21 protein-coding genes are annotated in these 16,441 nt (G+C 47.0%); 2 read left to right on the top strand and 19 right to left on the bottom strand.

The genetic code is table 11. The annotated features are described in order from the left end of the window. Positions 1-4: 4 nt before the first annotated feature. The 12 genes from ARCVE_RS07325 to ARCVE_RS07380 form a co-directional block, all read right to left on the bottom strand. Positions 5-1,663, bottom strand: coding sequence for a type II/IV secretion system ATPase subunit (locus ARCVE_RS07325; protein WP_048085796.1), 1,659 nt, complete (start codon positions 1,661-1,663; stop codon positions 5-7). A 23-nt stretch (positions 1,664-1,686) separates the two neighbouring features. After that, entirely contained in the window at positions 1,687-2,403 is a 717-nt protein-coding gene (locus ARCVE_RS07330) for an ATPase domain-containing protein (protein ID WP_013684136.1), read from the bottom strand. A gap of 144 nt (positions 2,404-2,547) precedes the next feature. Beyond that, positions 2,548-2,985: a flagellin gene (locus tag ARCVE_RS07335; RefSeq protein WP_013684137.1), complete on the bottom strand. Its 438-nt coding sequence runs from the start codon at positions 2,983-2,985 to the stop codon at positions 2,548-2,550. Position 2,986: 1 nt separating this feature from the next. After that, on the bottom strand, positions 2,987-3,412 hold the full coding sequence (locus tag ARCVE_RS07340; RefSeq protein WP_013684138.1) for a flagellin: 426 nt from the start codon (positions 3,410-3,412) through the stop codon (positions 2,987-2,989). Continuing rightward, positions 3,387-4,607, bottom strand: a complete 1,221-nt coding sequence (locus ARCVE_RS07345; RefSeq protein ID WP_156786035.1) for a FlaD/FlaE family flagellar protein — start codon at positions 4,605-4,607, stop codon at positions 3,387-3,389. The genes ARCVE_RS07340 and ARCVE_RS07345 overlap by 26 nt, the downstream gene beginning before the upstream one ends. Positions 4,608-4,751: 144 nt before the next feature. Continuing rightward, a complete protein-coding gene (locus ARCVE_RS07350) occupies positions 4,752-5,765 on the bottom strand; it encodes a DUF1464 family protein (RefSeq protein ID WP_013684140.1) in 1,014 nt (337 codons plus the stop codon). Positions 5,766-5,799: 34 nt separating this feature from the next. Then, positions 5,800-6,942, bottom strand: a complete 1,143-nt coding sequence (locus ARCVE_RS07355) for an RNA ligase (RefSeq protein ID WP_013684141.1) — start codon at positions 6,940-6,942, stop codon at positions 5,800-5,802. Continuing rightward, positions 6,939-7,874, bottom strand: coding sequence for a CBS domain-containing protein (locus ARCVE_RS07360; RefSeq protein WP_013684142.1), 936 nt, complete (start codon positions 7,872-7,874; stop codon positions 6,939-6,941). Before ARCVE_RS07360 ends, ARCVE_RS07355 begins: the two co-directional genes overlap by 4 nt. Before the next feature lie 24 nt (positions 7,875-7,898). After that, on the bottom strand, positions 7,899-8,441 hold the full coding sequence (locus ARCVE_RS07365; protein ID WP_013684143.1) for a CBS domain-containing protein: 543 nt from the start codon (positions 8,439-8,441) through the stop codon (positions 7,899-7,901). Between the two features lie 142 nt (positions 8,442-8,583). Next, positions 8,584-9,027, bottom strand: a complete 444-nt coding sequence (locus ARCVE_RS07370; RefSeq protein ID WP_013684144.1) for a COG2426 family protein — start codon at positions 9,025-9,027, stop codon at positions 8,584-8,586. Beyond that, on the bottom strand, positions 9,006-9,878 hold the full coding sequence (locus tag ARCVE_RS07375) for a ketopantoate reductase family protein (RefSeq protein WP_048086236.1): 873 nt from the start codon (positions 9,876-9,878) through the stop codon (positions 9,006-9,008). The genes ARCVE_RS07370 and ARCVE_RS07375 overlap by 22 nt, the downstream gene beginning before the upstream one ends. After that, positions 9,875-10,717 (bottom strand): THUMP domain-containing protein, encoded by an 843-nt coding sequence (locus tag ARCVE_RS07380; protein ID WP_013684146.1) that lies wholly within the window; start codon positions 10,715-10,717, stop codon positions 9,875-9,877. Before ARCVE_RS07380 ends, ARCVE_RS07375 begins: the two co-directional genes overlap by 4 nt. A gap of 86 nt (positions 10,718-10,803) precedes the next feature. Here ARCVE_RS07380 and truD point away from each other — a divergent pair, with 86 nt between their 5' ends. Further along, entirely contained in the window at positions 10,804-12,057 is a 1,254-nt protein-coding gene (gene truD / locus ARCVE_RS07385) for a tRNA pseudouridine(13) synthase TruD (RefSeq protein WP_013684147.1), read from the top strand. Here the strand turns inward: truD and ARCVE_RS07390 are convergent. From ARCVE_RS07390 to ARCVE_RS07405, 4 genes are all read right to left on the bottom strand, one after another. After that, the gene (locus ARCVE_RS07390) at positions 12,035-12,775 is read right to left on the bottom strand and encodes a hypothetical protein (RefSeq protein ID WP_013684148.1); all 741 of its coding nucleotides are present in this window, start codon (positions 12,773-12,775) and stop codon (positions 12,035-12,037) included. The genes truD and ARCVE_RS07390 overlap by 23 nt on opposite strands. Positions 12,776-12,928: 153 nt before the next feature. Then, on the bottom strand, positions 12,929-13,225 hold the full coding sequence (locus tag ARCVE_RS07395) for an MTH1187 family thiamine-binding protein (RefSeq protein ID WP_013684149.1): 297 nt from the start codon (positions 13,223-13,225) through the stop codon (positions 12,929-12,931). Between the two features lie 32 nt (positions 13,226-13,257). After that, positions 13,258-14,415: a cell division protein FtsZ gene (gene ftsZ, locus ARCVE_RS07400; protein ID WP_013684150.1), complete on the bottom strand. Its 1,158-nt coding sequence runs from the start codon at positions 14,413-14,415 to the stop codon at positions 13,258-13,260. 9 nt (positions 14,416-14,424) lie between these two features. After that, positions 14,425-14,598 (bottom strand): ribbon-helix-helix domain-containing protein, encoded by a 174-nt coding sequence (locus ARCVE_RS07405; protein WP_156786036.1) that lies wholly within the window; start codon positions 14,596-14,598, stop codon positions 14,425-14,427. Between the two features lie 266 nt (positions 14,599-14,864). Between ARCVE_RS07405 and ARCVE_RS07410 the strand changes: the two genes are divergently transcribed. Continuing rightward, a complete protein-coding gene (locus tag ARCVE_RS07410) occupies positions 14,865-15,770 on the top strand; it encodes a DUF1152 domain-containing protein (RefSeq protein WP_013684152.1) in 906 nt (301 codons plus the stop codon). A 78-nt stretch (positions 15,771-15,848) separates the two neighbouring features. On the opposite strand, the gene ARCVE_RS07415 is transcribed toward ARCVE_RS07410, so the two are convergent. Genes ARCVE_RS07415 through ARCVE_RS11815 form a run of 3 tightly spaced genes read right to left on the bottom strand, consistent with a single transcriptional unit; the run spans position 15,849 to position 16,334 of the window. Further along, positions 15,849-16,061 (bottom strand): DUF2283 domain-containing protein, encoded by a 213-nt coding sequence (locus ARCVE_RS07415; protein WP_013684153.1) that lies wholly within the window; start codon positions 16,059-16,061, stop codon positions 15,849-15,851. Then, positions 16,058-16,231, bottom strand: coding sequence for a hypothetical protein (locus ARCVE_RS11525; protein ID WP_198001992.1), 174 nt, complete (start codon positions 16,229-16,231; stop codon positions 16,058-16,060). The genes ARCVE_RS07415 and ARCVE_RS11525 overlap by 4 nt, the downstream gene beginning before the upstream one ends. Then, a complete protein-coding gene (locus tag ARCVE_RS11815) occupies positions 16,203-16,334 on the bottom strand; it encodes a DUF4258 domain-containing protein (protein WP_156786037.1) in 132 nt (43 codons plus the stop codon). The genes ARCVE_RS11525 and ARCVE_RS11815 overlap by 29 nt, the downstream gene beginning before the upstream one ends. Positions 16,335-16,441: the final 107 nt, after the last annotated feature.

Consider the following 16,441-nt stretch of genomic DNA (forward strand, 5'->3'; position numbering starts at 1 on the left):
CACCTCAGCGTATGCTAAATGGCAATCCTTCAAGTCCGTTAATCCTGTAAGCTTTGATCAGTTCATTGACCTCGTAGTAGTCGAATATCCTCTCCTGAACCATCCTTTCCAGAACCTTCGCTCTCTCCTCCAGTATGTTGTAGATCTCTCTTCTGTCGGCAAGACCCATCTTTTCGGCAATCTTCTCCTCAAGGATGTACGAGTTCGCGAAGCCCTTGAAGATAATCTTGTCATCAACGTAATCGTACTCGAAAACTTCTCTCGTAACGACACCGTTGAACTGCTTCGAATAACCTTCAATCTCATGAATGCTCGTAACTCTCCTTACTCCCCTGCCCTTTATGTAGTTCTGGAAGAGAGCTATGTTACAGTTTCCTATGAAAGCGAGCGGGACATTGATGGGGTCGCTTGAAAGCCTCTGGACGAGCGATTCAATGGTTGCAGCGTGGAATGTGAATATCGTCGGGTGTCCAGTCTGCATTGCCTGGAAGGCTATTCTGCCCTCGGCTCCTCTAACCTCACCGACTATTATGTAGTTGGGCCTTGAACGCAGTGCAGCCTTCAGTAAGTCAAACATTGTAACTCCGCCCTTGCCCTCCTCGCCCTCCCTTGTAACCATCTGCTGCCATGCGTTATGCGGAGGTATGACTTCCGGCGTATCCTCACAGGTGTAGATCTTTGCATCGTGGTGGATGAAGGTCAGAATGGCGTTGAGCGTTGTAGTCTTACCCGAAGCAGTCTCACCGGCTATTATCATGCTCATGTCGTTCTCAAGTGCCAGCCAGAGATAGGCTGCAAGTGTTGGCGTTAGTGTTCCCCACTTAATGAGCTGGGTGACGGAGATGGGCACATCCTTCGACTTTCTGATGGTGAAAGACGGGCCACGATAAGAAACATCGTCGCTGTAGATGAGGTTGAGACGCGAACCATCAGGCAGCCTCGCATCTATAATCGGATGTGCATCACTTATAGGCTTTCCAAGGCGTTCGCCGAGAGACTTGAGGTACCGCTCGTATTCCTCATCACTATCCCACTTTATGTTCGTCCTGACCATTCCAAAAACCTTGTGTACACCGTAAGTTATCTGCCTGTTTATGACATGAATATCTTCAAAGTACTTGTCTCGCATAAGCGGCTCGAGGGGGCCCATTCCCACTATATCCCTGTTGAGTCTGTAGCGGAACTTCTCGTAAGTCTCTTTAGTAACCTCAATTTTTCTGTCAAACTTGATGAATCGCCTCAGGATTGAACCTATACCGGACTTACTCCTCTTCTTCTTAGTTATTATAACAGATTCCCTCAGAATTTCCTCGATTATATCTGTAAACTCCTCGTCAGACGTTGGGGCTTCCTCCGTAACAGACTTCTCAAGTACAAGCTCCAGCACGAGCTTGTACTTCTGCTTCTCTTCCTCATTTAAACGTGGTTCTATGACGTAATACCTCGTTTCCTGCGAACCTTCACCCCAAACGTGTGCAAACAAAAGATCTCCGATGGGGTATATCACATTAGGGCGGCGATTTTTCTTATCCTCATCAGTCAGCTCTTCCTTGTAAATTGGATACTTCCCAGTAATCCGCTTGAAGCTGATGAGATGGTCCTTTAAGTGAGGATACCTGTAAGCAAGATTCTTAAGCTCCGGCTGAAGCTTTGTCGCCGCCATACCCCCCAACTTACCTCGCACCTTTACACTATAGCTCTCGCCTCGATAACTATTCCAATTCCACTCCTTACAGAGAATCCTATCTTATCTCCAACCTGCTCACCCATTCCAGCAAATCTGTTAACGTTTATACTCCTTCTAATCTCGTTTCCAACCTCTATCATTTCTATTTCGAGATAAACGTCAGCAATTGCCCTAAACGGGCTCAGAACGTCATCACTCAGGTTGGTAGGGTCAATAGTAATGATAATGGTCTTCCCTTTGCCTATCATGCTTCTGAAGAAAGATATAATCTGTAGAGCGGCACTTCTACCCTTGTCCTGCCTTACAAGAGCGTCAAATGTTGCGTCGTTTCTGAGAATTGCGTCAAACGTATCTATTATAATTACGTCTGCCTTCCACATCACCTTCGCTTCCATCATCCTCTTGAGTAGCTCGCGCTTGCCTCTGAATTTACCCAAGTCTGCATGCAGGAAAAGCAGCCTCTCGTTGAGCAGGTGTGTCTCAATCCTGTTGTAGCCCAAAGAATGCATCTGAGTCAGAAATTGTCTTATGGATAGCTCCGTTGAAACGAGCGTGACCCTGTAGCCCGCTTCGCAAAGACCATACGCTATGCGCTGGGTTAAAGCACTTTTTCCGGCACCGTATTTACCTTCTATGAGCACGATAGCCCCTTCAGGTAGCCCACCTCCAAGTTTCTCATTTAACTGATCTCGATCCTCAAGATCAATCGAGTACAAGCTATCCCCTCCTGATGATACTGATTTACAACATCACTATCATTATTGTCATCATCTAAATTAATAAAGCTTTCTGTCATAATGATGGCTAATTCGCTGCAGAAAGCCGAATGATTGGCCCGTATCACTTAAATAACTAAAAAATCAGACCCTGAACCAGAGTTCGTCCCAAGCAGTCCCCCTTACGTAAATTCTAACAACATGAGAACCCGGACTCAGAGTAACGTTTATCCTGAATTCCACCACATCGCCTGGCTCCCATTGCGGATTGCCGGACAGTGATGTCATTGTGTAGTCTGTTTGATATACCCCATCCACAAGTACATCAACTATCTTTTTATCGAGAGGAATCGTGGAAAGTCCCGTATTTTTCACGTATATTATGAGAGGGTTTGTCGTGACGTTTTTCGGATCGTTTATTATCGTTATGTCATCCTTGATGCTCTCCACCAGAATCCTGTTTTTCTGACTAAGAACGCCGGACAACTCCCCCACTGTGCTCACCATAACTGCAGCTACAGCAGAGGAGACAACGAGAGCCGCTATGAAAAGAACAATGTGTGAAGCAGATTCCGAGGCCATCTCATCCCTCCCAGTACGCCGAAACTCCGTTGTGGGCCACTATTTTCACCCTCGATGGCTGATAGGAAACCGTAACGTTGATCTCCGCAGTCTCGCCAGGAAGCCACACGTCAACTTCAACACCATTTACTGTAAATGACGTAATATTCTGAGTATATATCTGCCCATCAAGCAGAATTTCCATCTCGTCAACGAGTATTTCCTCACTCCCGTCGTTTTTGGCTGTTATTGTCAAATTTCCGCTCAGGTAGGTGACATTAAGGATTACCATGTGAGTATGAAGCTGCTCGTACTCCAGTTCTCCTTTCTCCACCTGCGCCCGCCTGACTATATCCTGAGTTGCGCTGATTGTGTTGAATAAGACACTCGCAGAGATGACAATTGCTACCAGTAGTACTACACTAGCAGCCGATGTCGAGAGCCCCATGATCGTTTACGGGAATAACCTCGTTCACTTCTCTTTCGAGTTCCTCGATTTCCCTGATCGCCCTCTCTATGTCCTCAACTTTAATCTCCACCCCACTCAGCTTGGAAATAAATATCAATGACTTTACGTGATCTTTTAGCGTGGGTACGTTGCTTATCATGCCATCGTCAAACTGCATATCTCTTAGAGTGTAGCCTCTCGAACAATTAATCAGAAATTCTTTGACTTCCCTGCTTATCCAGCCTATGTCCACATAGAAGTCGAGAAGTTCTGCCATTCTCTTTATCCCGAATGTCGTGACGAGGTAGTCAAGCCATTTAAGTACGAGTATGTCAGAAATGAAATCTCTCTTAATTGCTTTGAGATAGGGGCCAGAGATGCTTATTCTCTTCTCATCTTGCACAACCTGAGTGTGTAAATCGGCAGCCTCAATCGTTTCCTGCTCCACGGGCTCGATGGACTCGGTTTCGAGTTGCGGTTCCGGAAGTGTCTGATCTTCCTGGACTTGTGGCTGAGGCTGAGGTGATTCTGACTCTGATGCCTCCAGCTCGCGCTTTAGCTTCATGAACTTCTCTTCTGGAGATTCTTCGACGCTCTTGGATGTATTAAATTCATCGGCAGAAACACTCGGTTCCTCAAAATCTTCTTCGTCTATATCTTCAAAGAAGCTCTCTGCATCCTTGGAGAGAAGTTCGTCCGGCACGTCTTCCTTGCTCTTATCCTTGTTCAACGCGCTGAACAAACCAAATCCATCCTCATCTCCAACAACTTCTGTTGCGAAGGGATTAATACCCTCGGTAACCATTTCATAAATACCGAGGAGCTTTCGGATATTCTCCTCAATTTCCTCCAATCTCTTTCCGATCTCCTCATTCTCACTTTTGATTGTGTTAAGCTTTGAAGAAATCATACCAACTTCATTTTCAAGATCCTTAATTCTCGTTTCAAGTTCGGTAATTTTTCCTCCACTCTCCAGTTCGTCACTTTCTTCCTCAAACCCATCTGCAACCTCGTCAAATCCTTCGAATCCCTCTTCCTCCTCTATTGTCTCCTCCACTTCCTCCTCAAACTCTTCTTCCTCTATCTTCTTTTTCTTTGATTTATCCTTCTTCTTTTTTTCTCCTTTTGAGCCTGAAAGCTTCTTGAGTGCGCCCTTAAACATCCTGATCACCGTACCTATAATTGCCCCTAACAACAATAATAATGAGCACAAAGATATATTTAACTTTTATGGCCTTCAGAGAACAAAGCCTGCTGAAAAGAGCTAATTTGAGAGAATATCTATAATTAAATTTTCATGCTAATTAATTATTCTACATTAATTATTCAGTAATATTAATTATTCAGTAATCAGGTTAATCACCTTCCGGATGGCAGGAGTCAAGTAATCAAAAACAGTGCCTCTTACGTTCAGAATTTCCATGTGTTTAATAATATCGGCGTACTTACCTCCAGCAATTCCGCTGGCCACTATTGCCGCCCCCTCCGCCGACTGTTTCGCCACACCAAAGCCCTTTATCCTCTTTACTTCGTAACCAAACTCTCCCGCAAGCTTTTTGAATGCTTTAAAGAAGTCAACATTCTCAAACATTCTACCGGAAGCTGCTACTATCTCTGTTTTGCTGGTAGAAACTTCTACTGCCCTTACGCCCTTCATGGTAAATTCCGCGAGCCACTCCATGCGCTCTTTTTGACAACCGGTTAACTCAGAAATACCACCATGGTAAAGCAACGATTTGGAGAAACCTCCGAGCAGGTAGGCAAGCTCTCCATCGATGCAGCCGAGGGAAGAGTATGCCGGGAAGCCAGATGTGCCACCAATTCCGTCAACGATTTTTCCTTCTCTAACGGCAACGAACGCGTTAAAGCCGTAACCTGCCTCGACGAGCACGAAGTTAAGCTTTTCAACGGGTACTTCAGAAGATAACTCCCAGACTGCAAGAACTGCAGAGCAGAGCTTGTCGTAAGTGCCCATGTCTATGCGGTTAACCTTCCTCCAGTGCGGAACAGTTGGCAGATGTATTACGGCAGGAATCGTGTAAACAGGAAGCTTCTCCCGTCTTATCAACTGCACGACTTGTCGCAATCCAACAGAAGGAGCATCCTTCGTGAGGGTCATTAAAAGTAAATCCCTGTCGTCGAGCTTCTGAAAAGACTTGACAGGAAGGCCGTAGCCAGAAAGGCCTGCAGCGACGTCCGGTTTAATTTCTTCCAGAGCTTCAACTATGCAGAAGGGGTTTTTCTTAACTTCTTCCGTTGAGAAGGAGATATTGCCTATAGTACCTTCATCTCCATCGTCAAGGTAGAAAATATCGTAACTCTTCGTTCCCGCGTCAATTCCTGCTACTATCAACGCCGATCACCGACCGAATTAGTTAGCACTTTGGTCACCAGAACCCCCCTTTAAGGAGATTCGATATCTTGTCAGTCGTGCTCATCATGTACCTCTCCATGAAAACAATGTAGCTTCCATTGTCCTCTGCTGGTTCAGAAAATCGCGCGTCTACTCCCATCCTCCTCAGATGTTCTTTAAATAGTTCGAAAACTTCGAGGTTGTAAAAGCGCAACTTAGATTTCTCCGCAACCCTCCCTTTTTCCTTCACATCCCTTATGCTCTCCACCATCGGCCTTAGGATGGATTCGCCAAGCCTTAAACAGCGCTGCCTGAATTCCTCCTCACTCTCTTTGAACTCGAAACTCTGGAACGCTTCTCTAACAATCCGGGAGATCATGAAATCCCTCGCGTATTCGTTGAAGTATCTGAAGGCATAGCTCAAATCCGAGCAGTTGGACTGGCTGGTGGTGTACTTCACCGGAGGTCTCTTCATTGATACATCCTTTATAACCACGCCCTCCCTTCCCTGCCTGCCGAGTTTCTCCACCGCTTCTATAACAGCTTCGTGCGCCCTCTTCACGTCAGCAAACTCGAGTATAGGTGCAAGTCTGAATCCATACTCTTCTGCAACCTTCTCCTTCTCTCTAACACCAAGAGGTTCGTTGGTTTTCTTCACCCGGATGTCGAAGACGTAGAAGTGTACTCCGCTGCCGTAGATATCCTTGGGCACGAATGGTGATTCGTCTCCAACGGCCTCGCAGCACAGCATGAGATGGGGATTGTCGCGGAAGAAGTCCATTTCGAATACAAGCCTTGCTTTCTCAGTAGTATAAGGACAGATAAAGCCTCTTCTCGTCACGGCATACAGGTTGCTACCCATTTTTACTATCCTGACGTTGTATCCGTTCATCTTCTCTTCTATCGCCACCTCACCTTTGAAGTGTTTCTTTAAAGTCGGGTAGAGAACCAGCGCCCGTCTTATCTTTGGATAACCCCTTATAACCTCAAGGCTGTTGTTCGTTTTTGCTATAAGCGTGCCCTCCTCGTAGGCACCAAACTTCTTTTCAAGGTTGTACGCCTCGATAATATCGGCAAAAAAAGGGTGTTTTATTACCGCTTCTCTCAGAATGTTTCTATCCTCGAGCTTCCGGGCTGCAGGCTCGGAGAGGCCGAGAGCCTGGGCAACAAACTTCATTTCCTGACCTTGTAAAGGAACCTGACTATATCCCTCTCAGTTATAATGCCCTCAAGCCTGCCGTCGCTGACTATGAGAGCAGCCCCATGATTCACATCAATCATGCGCCTTGCGACTTCCGAGATATTCGCATCGGGAGGAAATGCAAGGGGCTCCTTATACTCGAGCACATTTCCATTTGCGAGAATGGAACTAATAGGTTTCTCAAGAATGTCACTCGCGTCTCCTGTAATCAAACTCCTGAATGCTTCACCGCTGAAAAATCTGACGAGAGTGGAAGATGTTATGAGACCAACAAGCACTCCATCCTTAATGACCGGAAGTCTCCTTATCTTCCTCGAGATCATTGTCTTCATCGCATCCTCTATGCTCGTCTCCGGCTTTGCGGTTATAACTCCCCTCGTCATATACTTGGACACTTCTCCGGTTAGATTGCTCTCCGCAAGGTATGCGAGGTAGTCCCTCTCAGTAACCATACCCACAACCCTATCGTCTCTGTCGATGATTGGGCAGCCCCCAACACCCTTTTTCAGTATAACGTCGAGACCATCCTCAAGCGATTCTGTGAATTCGATGGAAATGACTTCCCTCTCCATGATCTCCCTGACCTCTTCATTAACTGCAGCGAGGAGGTTGTTACCATATCTGTCCTCAACTATGCGGTGCTTGCTTCCACCACCAAAGAAATTGATTATGTCTGTCGCGGTAATTATACCCTCAAGCCTCTTCGTACCTGGATCTGCTATGGGCAGACGCCTGAAACTGTAAGTAACCATCGACTTGACCGCAGCCATCACCGTAGAGGTTGGGGGAATCGTAACGACGTTTGTTGTAGCGATATCCATAATTGTACCAGGTTTGATACTCTTACGATTCGTTTTTTTAGGTTCCTCTCCCCTCTTACCTCCGGCAAATATCTCCTTTCTTCTCATTAACACACCTCAAAACTTCGGCTATTAGCCAAAGGTCTCCGCACAGTCCTCACACAACTTCAAACCGTCAACTTCTATAAGGTGTTCAGAAAAGCGTCCACAGCGCTCACACTTCCCGCCCATTTCTTCAACAAAGTTAAATGAGCCAAAGGAGCGCTCTCTGACAAGACCCATCAGCTCTCCAAGATCGAGACTTACGCCAAGTATATCTGTATCCGTAACAATTCCGATCAGGTCTCCATCATCTATAACCGGAAGACGCCTGATCCCTCTTTTGAGCATAATGTCAGCAGCTTCCCTTACAGAGGTTGTAGGCTTGATCGTGATAAGGGGGTAACTCATAATTTCCTTAAGTTTTACCTCGGAAGGCGTTCTGTTTTTAGCTACGACTTTTTCGAGAATATCTTTCTCAGTTACGATTCCCAGAGGCTTGTGGTCTTCAACCACGACTATGCTCCCTACACCGAACTCAAGCATCCTTTTTGCGGCACTAAAAAGTGTCTCGTCTGGGTTGCCTGTGCAGACCTCCCTTGTCATTATGTCCTTCGCTGGAATATCTGCCTGCATATCAAACACCAGTTGTAAATCTGCTGAAGGTTTTAAAGCTTTTTGGCATGTGCTATCAGCCATATTCATTCAGGGGATTAATAGTTAAAGGAAAAAAGTTTTAAAATCAGAATTCCAATTATTTTTCAACAATATATTCCATCTAAATAATAGCATTAAACGCCCCGATAGTCGTAAGAGTGACGATAACTCCGGCTACAAGCACCCCAGCAGAAATAAAGACAAGCGCCTTTCCGGGACTGAGATTCAGGAGAGTTGCAAGCAATGCTCCTGTCCAAGCCCCCGTGACGGGCATGGGAATTGCAACAAAGAGAGTAAGCCCAAAGTAGCCGTATCTGTCAATCAAACCCCGCCTTTTAAGGGTTCTCTTCTCAACCCACGAGAGTGCGCGGGCTGTAAACTTCCATTTAAATGCAATTGTTCTGATGTGATGGAGTAGAAGTAGCAGAATCGGGACTGGTATAAGGTTCCCGGCTACGGCTATAGCGTAGGCTTCGAGCGGTGGATATCCTCTGTACAGTGCCAGAGGTATCGCCCCTCTAAGCTCCGAGACGGGCATCGCCGCTAAGAAGATAATATCGAGCATTCCAGCCCCCTCACAAGCCTCAGCATTAATTCGTTGACGGGAGTTTCAACTCCAAGCTCCTTTGCTTTCCTCACGATTTCTCCTGTTATAGCTTCTATTTCCGTTCTTCTTCCTCTTTCGATGTCCTGAAGCATAGACGATCTGTTTCTGGCAGTTTTTGTTGCCACCTCCCTAACCAGCTCAACCGCGTTGAGTTTATAGCCCATCGCCTTCATAACTTCCTCACATTCCTTTGCAATCGATTCAGCGACATTCCACACATCCTCAATCTCGACTATCTTTCCATTTTCAACCCTAAGAAGTGCGGTAAGAGGATTAATTGTCGCATTTATAACAGCTTTTTCCCACTTCTTTCTTTCTATATCTTCCACAACCTCTACATTCATCCCGGCCTTCTTCAGAATTTCGGCAACAACACTTGCTCCTTCTCCCTTCCAGTCGCCGAGATACGTAATTCCCTCGCCCGCATAGCAAACAACGCCGTAGTCAACGAGGTTTGCTGCATAGCTTGTTACACCTCCAACCACGTTATCCACCTTTTCCGTAAGGATATCCTCATTTCCAATTCCGTTCTGGACTGTGCAAACGACTTCAGTTTTTCCCGCAAGCTGTTCTGCAGCGGTTTGGGTGTCGTAGCTCTTCACCGTAACGAAAGTCACATCCGCCTTGCATGCATACCGCCTTGCGTCGATGGATATGCTGTCGTCGATCAACCCAGTTATGCGAAGTTCTTTCTGTAAAGCCTCAAGCTGCTTCCCCCTCGCAACGAAAACAACGTCAAATCCGGCTTTCTGAATGAAGTAGCCAAATAAACATCCAATTGCCCCGGCGCCAAATATCTGAACCTTCATTTTCCTCCCCATATTTCCCTGATCTTTTCCTCAACCTCCGAAGGTGTAAATGGAAGAAGGGGCATAAAAACGGGCATTTTACGTTTTTTAAGCAAATCAATATATTCCGAGAGCTCGTGAGCCAGTAAGGAACAGAAAATCCCCGGATAATTCATATCAAATGCCCTGGAGAGCTTTTCGCCTGTAGAGCCTTCGATAGGTACAACGTTTATGCGCCTGTAGCACGCCCATGGACGCAGGAGTTCGGCCTTTTCCTCACTTTCGACGTCTACGTCGCACCCCCTCCTCAGCGCATACCACGCAGCAAGGGGGTTGCCAACGGCAAGAACTCTCTCCTGCGTCCCCACCGGGAGCCCTCCATACCCCCTGAATATAGCAGTATATACATACGCAACGTCGTCCCTCACTTCAATGAATATCTCCACGTCGGGGTTTTCCAGATTGACCTTTGCCCCAGTTGCTTCCTTTATCGCCTTTCCAGCAGTTTTCGCAACATCCATCGATGTGAAATCGTGAACTCCTGCTCTCCTCGCCCTCACAGCAAAGCTTCTCTCGATGCTGCCTGCCATCGTAACCGCAAGCTCCGCAATCTCGTCGAGTTCAGCCCTGCATTTCGCAGCAACGCTCGTTGAAACAACACCAAATATCTTTGCCACCCTTCTCGCAAGCTCCTCGCTATCGGAATGGATGTATATTCTCCCCCACTCTCTCGAAATTTCCCCAGAGAAGCCCTCAACCTTCATAACTCTCTTTATATTGCCAACGAGGATGTCTTCGAACCTCCTCCTCAATTTTCCTTTTAGCCCAAGTTCACCATACCTTACGATCACTACATCCACGATAGAAGTCAGGCTGGCAGCTTAATAATACTACTCCTCAACTCCATTGGAAACAAAATTATACCCTTCAGACCAAGCAGGAAGAGATGGACATCGAAGAAAGAGTCGGCATAGGCTGCTACATTACCTCAACGCCGGGCATGGGCGGAAGGATAAAGGAGAGCCCAGAGGATTTCTACGTCGAAGAGGTCGCGAAACTCAAGCTCAGCGATGAGGGACATTACGTCATAATCAGAGTTAAGAAGGTTAACTGGGACACTCTCAACTTCGCGAGGGTTCTGGCAAAAAAGCTCGGAATAAGCCAGAAAAGAGTTGAATACGCCGGAACAAAGGACAAGAGAGCCATAAGCGTCCAGTACTTCAGCATAAGCAAACTCGGCGAGGAAGATATCGAGAGGTTAAAGAACATCAGAATAAAGGACGCCGAAATCGAAATCGTCGGCAGGTCAAACAGAGGAATTGACCTCGGCGATCTCCTCGGCAACAAGTTCAGAATAAGGGTTCACGATGCGAGGGATGGCCGCATAGTCGAGTCCACGCTGAAAGAGCTGGATGAAAAAGGGACGCCAAACTTCTTTGGCCTGCAGCGCTTCGGAACCATCCGCTTTATAACCCATGAGGTCGGAAAGTACATCCTCAAGCGGGAATACGAGAACGCCTTCTGGACGTACGTCGCAAAGCCCTTCGAAGGAGAAAGAGAGGACATCAGGAAAATAAGGGAGGAACTCTGGAATACCCGCGACGCCAAGCTCGGGCTCAGAGAATTCCCATCATACCTGAGATACGAGAGAATTCTGCTCCAGGGACTCAGAGAGGGAAAAGACGAGGAGAGGGCGTTACTCGCTCTTCCAAAAAATCTGAAGCTGATGTTCGTTCACGCATACCAATCCTACGTTTTCAACCGCCTGCTCACCACCCGCATAGAAGAATTTGGAAACCTTAAAGTCGTGCAGGAGGGAGACTGCGTTGGCTTTGTATCCTTCGCTGAGAGCTTCCCCGAATTGAAAGATGAATTTAGCTTCGTAAATGCAAACAGAAAGCGGGTGGAGTTTCTGATTTCCCAAAAGAGAGCATATCTTGCTCTCCCGCTGCCCGGTTACGAAACGAAAATGAAGGGCTGGGTCAAGGAGAAGGTGGAGGAAATCCTCGATGAAGATGGTATACGCCTGGAAGACTTCAGGCACGAACACAGAGAATTCTCCTCGAAGGGGAGCTACCGCGTTGCGGACATGCCCTTCTCCGATTTCACTTACGAGGACGGGTTGTTCTCATTCTACCTGCCAAAGGGCTGCTACGCAACGGTTTTGCTGAGAGAGTTTACGAAGACCTACCTTTTATGAACACTGCTCTCCCATTTCTGTAATCTCTTTTGTAGCCCCCAAGGTACGTAACGAAGTCTCGCAGTATGCATGCTGCCGATGCAGTGATGAAGGACAGCAGAACGTACCTGAATATGTAGAGACCTACGCTGGTGGGGTTAATCTCCATTACGTGGTATATGAGCCAGGGAATCACTATGAGAAGTAGAAAAATAGGTACCGTGAGGAGAGCTGTTTCGATGGATTGAACTATTCCCTCTCTGACACCCATTTGCGGGCCCTTAAGCCCCTGAAAGAAGTAGATCCACATTGCCGAGAGTGTTACGAGAATCAAGACAAGGAGTGTGGAGACATCCGGATACGAGTACGTGTAGGCCATCAGAAAGCTGGACGGATACGCTGCAACTGCGGCAATTGAATAGGAGTACGCATGCTCGCTTCTCTCGATAGTCGAAATTATTGCCCCAGTGGCGTTGGCCATAGAGAGAGTGAGGATAAAGGTGAAGTCACCGAGCATTTCAGGATGTGTGAGTAACCTGCCGACTGTCCAGTAAACGCACGCACCGAAGAAGAAGTAGCCGAAAAACCTTATTCTGGAATTCTTAACGTGATAGGGCAGGGTAGAAAGGATGGCAAATACTGCAACAAGTATAAGTGGCTCGATGGACGGGTTGAGGTATACGCATAAAGCAAATAAAACGACTGAAAGAACGGTTATAATCATGTCCCCTGCCCGCATGCACAATCTTCGAAAAACAAGAATATATATTTAACTATTAACCTATATCGAAAACTATATCGAAAATGAGAAATAGCACAGGAGTGCACTCACTACAGCGATGATGAATGGACCCCTCTGAGCAGTGATGAGGGTATTGAGTTCTGAGCGTTCTCAACTTCTTAATTTCTCTTCGACCGCCTTCACCTTGTGCTCCATGTCCGTAGCTTTCTTTCTCCAGTCTGCCTTCACTACGACGTAGATTCTCGGAGCACCCATCTCTTCCAGCCGGCATCTTATCTCATCCAGCAGCTCTCCAAGCTCCGAAAAGCTGTCCACTTCGAGCACGGTGCCCATGGGGTTTAGCTGATACTTCACCCCCTTTTCCCTGATAACCTTCAGTGCTTCACTGACATAGCTGCTCAGGGATTCACCAACACCGATGGGCACAACTGAGATCTCAACAATCATGCGATAAAAATGGAAGTAAAAAAAGAAAAAGTTTACAGAACATCTATGCCCATCACGCTTACCTTTGGCCTGAGAGGTTTAACCTTCGTAGCGTTTCTGTGAATCTTTCTGCCATTGAAGGATTCAACCTTCTCGACCGGCTTCTCTTCAACAGTCTCAAGTTCTTCCTCACAAGCGAGGATGTTCGGCGACTGTACTCCTGTCATTATGGCCATAACTTTCACGATGCCCTCAAGCTCTCTCTCGATCCTTGCTCCCCATATTACGTTAGCTCCAGCGTCGATTTCGAAAGTGAGGTTCTCGACTATCTCTTCAGCCTCCTTTATGGTCAAATCGGGGCCGCCAGATATGTGTATAAGCGCCCCAGTTGCTCCCCTGTAATCGACATCCAGCAGCGGGTGGTTCAGGCAATCTCTAACGACTTCCTTCGCCTTGTTCTGAGACTTCGCCTCACCAACGAGCATGACTGCAACTCCACCATGCCCCATCACAGCTCTAACATCCGCAAAATCGATGTTCATAAGCGAGGGCTTTGTTATGGTGTCAGATATGCCCTTAATCGTTTCTGCAACGAGCTGATCCATGACGCTGAAGGCCTGCTCAATGGGGAGGTTGGGGACGTATTCGAGCAGCTTGTTGTTGTCAAGAACCACGACAGTGTCTGCATGCTTTCTGAGCTCTTCGAGGCCCTCCTCAGCCTTCAGAATTCTCGCCCTTTCTACTCTGAAGGGTGTCTGCACCATTCCGATGACTATCGCACCCTGCTTCTTCGCAATCTCCGCCACAACCGGAGCAGAGCCCGTTCCAGTTCCACCACCCATACCGGCGCAGACGAAAACGAGGTCTGCCCCACTTAACAGCTCTTCAAAGGTGCCCCTCGCAAGCTCCGCAGCTTTTCTGCCTATTTCAGGATATCCACCAGCTCCAAGCCCCTTCGTGAGGCTCCTGCCTATAAGGACTTTTTTGTCCGCCTTTATCATCATCAGGTGCTGTTTGTCTGTATTGATTGCAATTGTCGTTACGCCATCAACACCTATGTTTTTCAGCCTGTTTACTGTGTTGTTCCCGCTCCCGCCACAGCCAACAACAACGATTTTTGGCATTCCAAATTCTTCAATGTCGAAGTTTTCCCGCCTGTTTGCCCTTTCCTTTTCGTAAAATGCCTGGGCCTTACTAACGAACGATTTCATTTAAATCACCTACGTAAAGGAGCCGAGTCTCTGGCTCCTCTCAATAACTTCAACCTTCTCCGCCAGGAGGCGCCGAATAGCATCTCTAATTGCTTCGCTGACCGAGGCGTACTCTCCCGCCATCACCAAAGCCTCGAGCATTTCGTAGTGCTGGTCTGTCAGTCTTATGGAGATCTTTCTCATCGCAGCCCCCCGCCGTCTACACGGGTGTCCCGCAAGGTCACACTTGCGTCCGACACCCGCCATACGACCGCCATCTCACCGCCTCACACGTGGGTGACGTGTGTCCGACATTGTCCTACATATGTCCGACACAATCATATTTAAGCATTTTGGTTCTTTTATGCAATAAGATTATAAAACCTGAATAAAAATGACAATGACTATTATGATGAGACAACTTAGTGGAATACGGAATTGTTCATATATGCAGCCCACAAACACCCATCATGCTCTCAGTCCTCGAAGCGAACAGAGTTATGCTCATCGGCATCGGTGGCGGAGGAGATGTGGTAAGCGCCTTTGTCATCGGAGAGATGCTAAAAGAATACGGAATAGATTACATCTGCGGCGGTGTTGTGTGGGAACGCTTCCGCAGAGATCCAAAGCCTGGCCCGAGGAGTATAGAGGAAATTGAGAATGCAGAAGTTATAAACGAGTGTCTCGCGTGGATGAAGGGGGCTAAAATTGGCAGATTAAAGCCAATAGTTGCGGAAGTTGCAGAAATCGCAGGAAATGCGGTGGGTGTGGACATAACGAAGGGTGTTGCGCGCCTGACAAGAAGTATCAGGGAGTTCGCCAGAGAAGAGGACATTGAGATTATTATTGGTGTAGATGCTGGAGGAGATGCGCTCGCGAGAGGGAGTGAAAAAGGTCTTGTCAGCCCACTGAGCGATGCTTTGATGATTGCTGCCCTTTCGCCCCTCAACTCAATCGTGGCGGTGGTGGGCTTTGGAAGCGATGGGGAGTTGAGCAGGAAAGAGATCGAAGGCTACCTCAGCGAGCTTGCCGCTAACGGTGGATTGATCGGAGCGATTCTGATAGACAGAAAGACCGCATCACGAATCTATCCTCTCGTTGAGAGAATTGAGACCGAAGCGTCTCGAGTTCCGCTTCTCGCTGCACTCGGCTATAATGGAGTGTATACGATATGGGACGGATATGAAATCGAGGTTTCCATTCTCAACGCCCTCGCCTTCTTCATTGACGCCAAGAAGCTCTACGAATTAAATCCAATGGCAAAGGCTGTAAAAGGCTGCAACAGCATACAGGAGGCAAACGAAGCCTTACACAGGATCGGGATAAAGACTGAACTGGATATAGAGCTTGAGCTCGCTTCGAGTGGTCGAGAATGAAAGGCCCCTCTTTCAGATTTCTTGAAGGTTCACTAATTGAGTAAAGTTGACAAGTTACTTCTACCAGAAAATGTGTAGTCACGCCTTAACAGCCGTCTTTGCCTTCTCAATATACTCAACAATACCGGGTATCACCGACTTCCTGGCCTGCCAGATCTCAATGCCAATGATCTCCTCATCCTCTCCGTATTCGATGAAAACGTCTTCTCCTACCTCAACGGTATCCTTAACCTCCCCCTCCTTAATTAAGATGTAAAGGATGTCTGCCTCTGGATCGTATCTAACTTTCATATCTTCAACCACCTTCCCGAATCAACTCTCTTCCTGACGAACTCGATTCCTTTTGAAGTGTCTATAACTGTAACAACTTTAAGCTTTTCATCAGCCACGTTGTAGCGACGATAAGATAGTGATTTTTCATAGTTCTCTTTTTTACAGCAATGAAGTTTCCGTCTTGACATCAAAATACCGGAACTCTGGATCATTTAATGTCTCTTCTATTTCTTCAACTGTTATTCTTCTTTCTCTGAGTTTTTCTCTTGCGTGATGTGTAAACTCGATCATTTTTACCTCTCCAGAATGGACTGCTCGTGTTGCAGGTTCTCTGGTTAGACGTCCTTGTTTTATCTGATTTCACATGGTTGTAATCGATGTTTCCGTGAGCATTTTTT

The organism is Archaeoglobus veneficus SNP6, from assembly GCF_000194625.1.
GTDB lineage: Archaea > Halobacteriota > Archaeoglobi > Archaeoglobales > Archaeoglobaceae > Archaeoglobus_C > Archaeoglobus_C veneficus.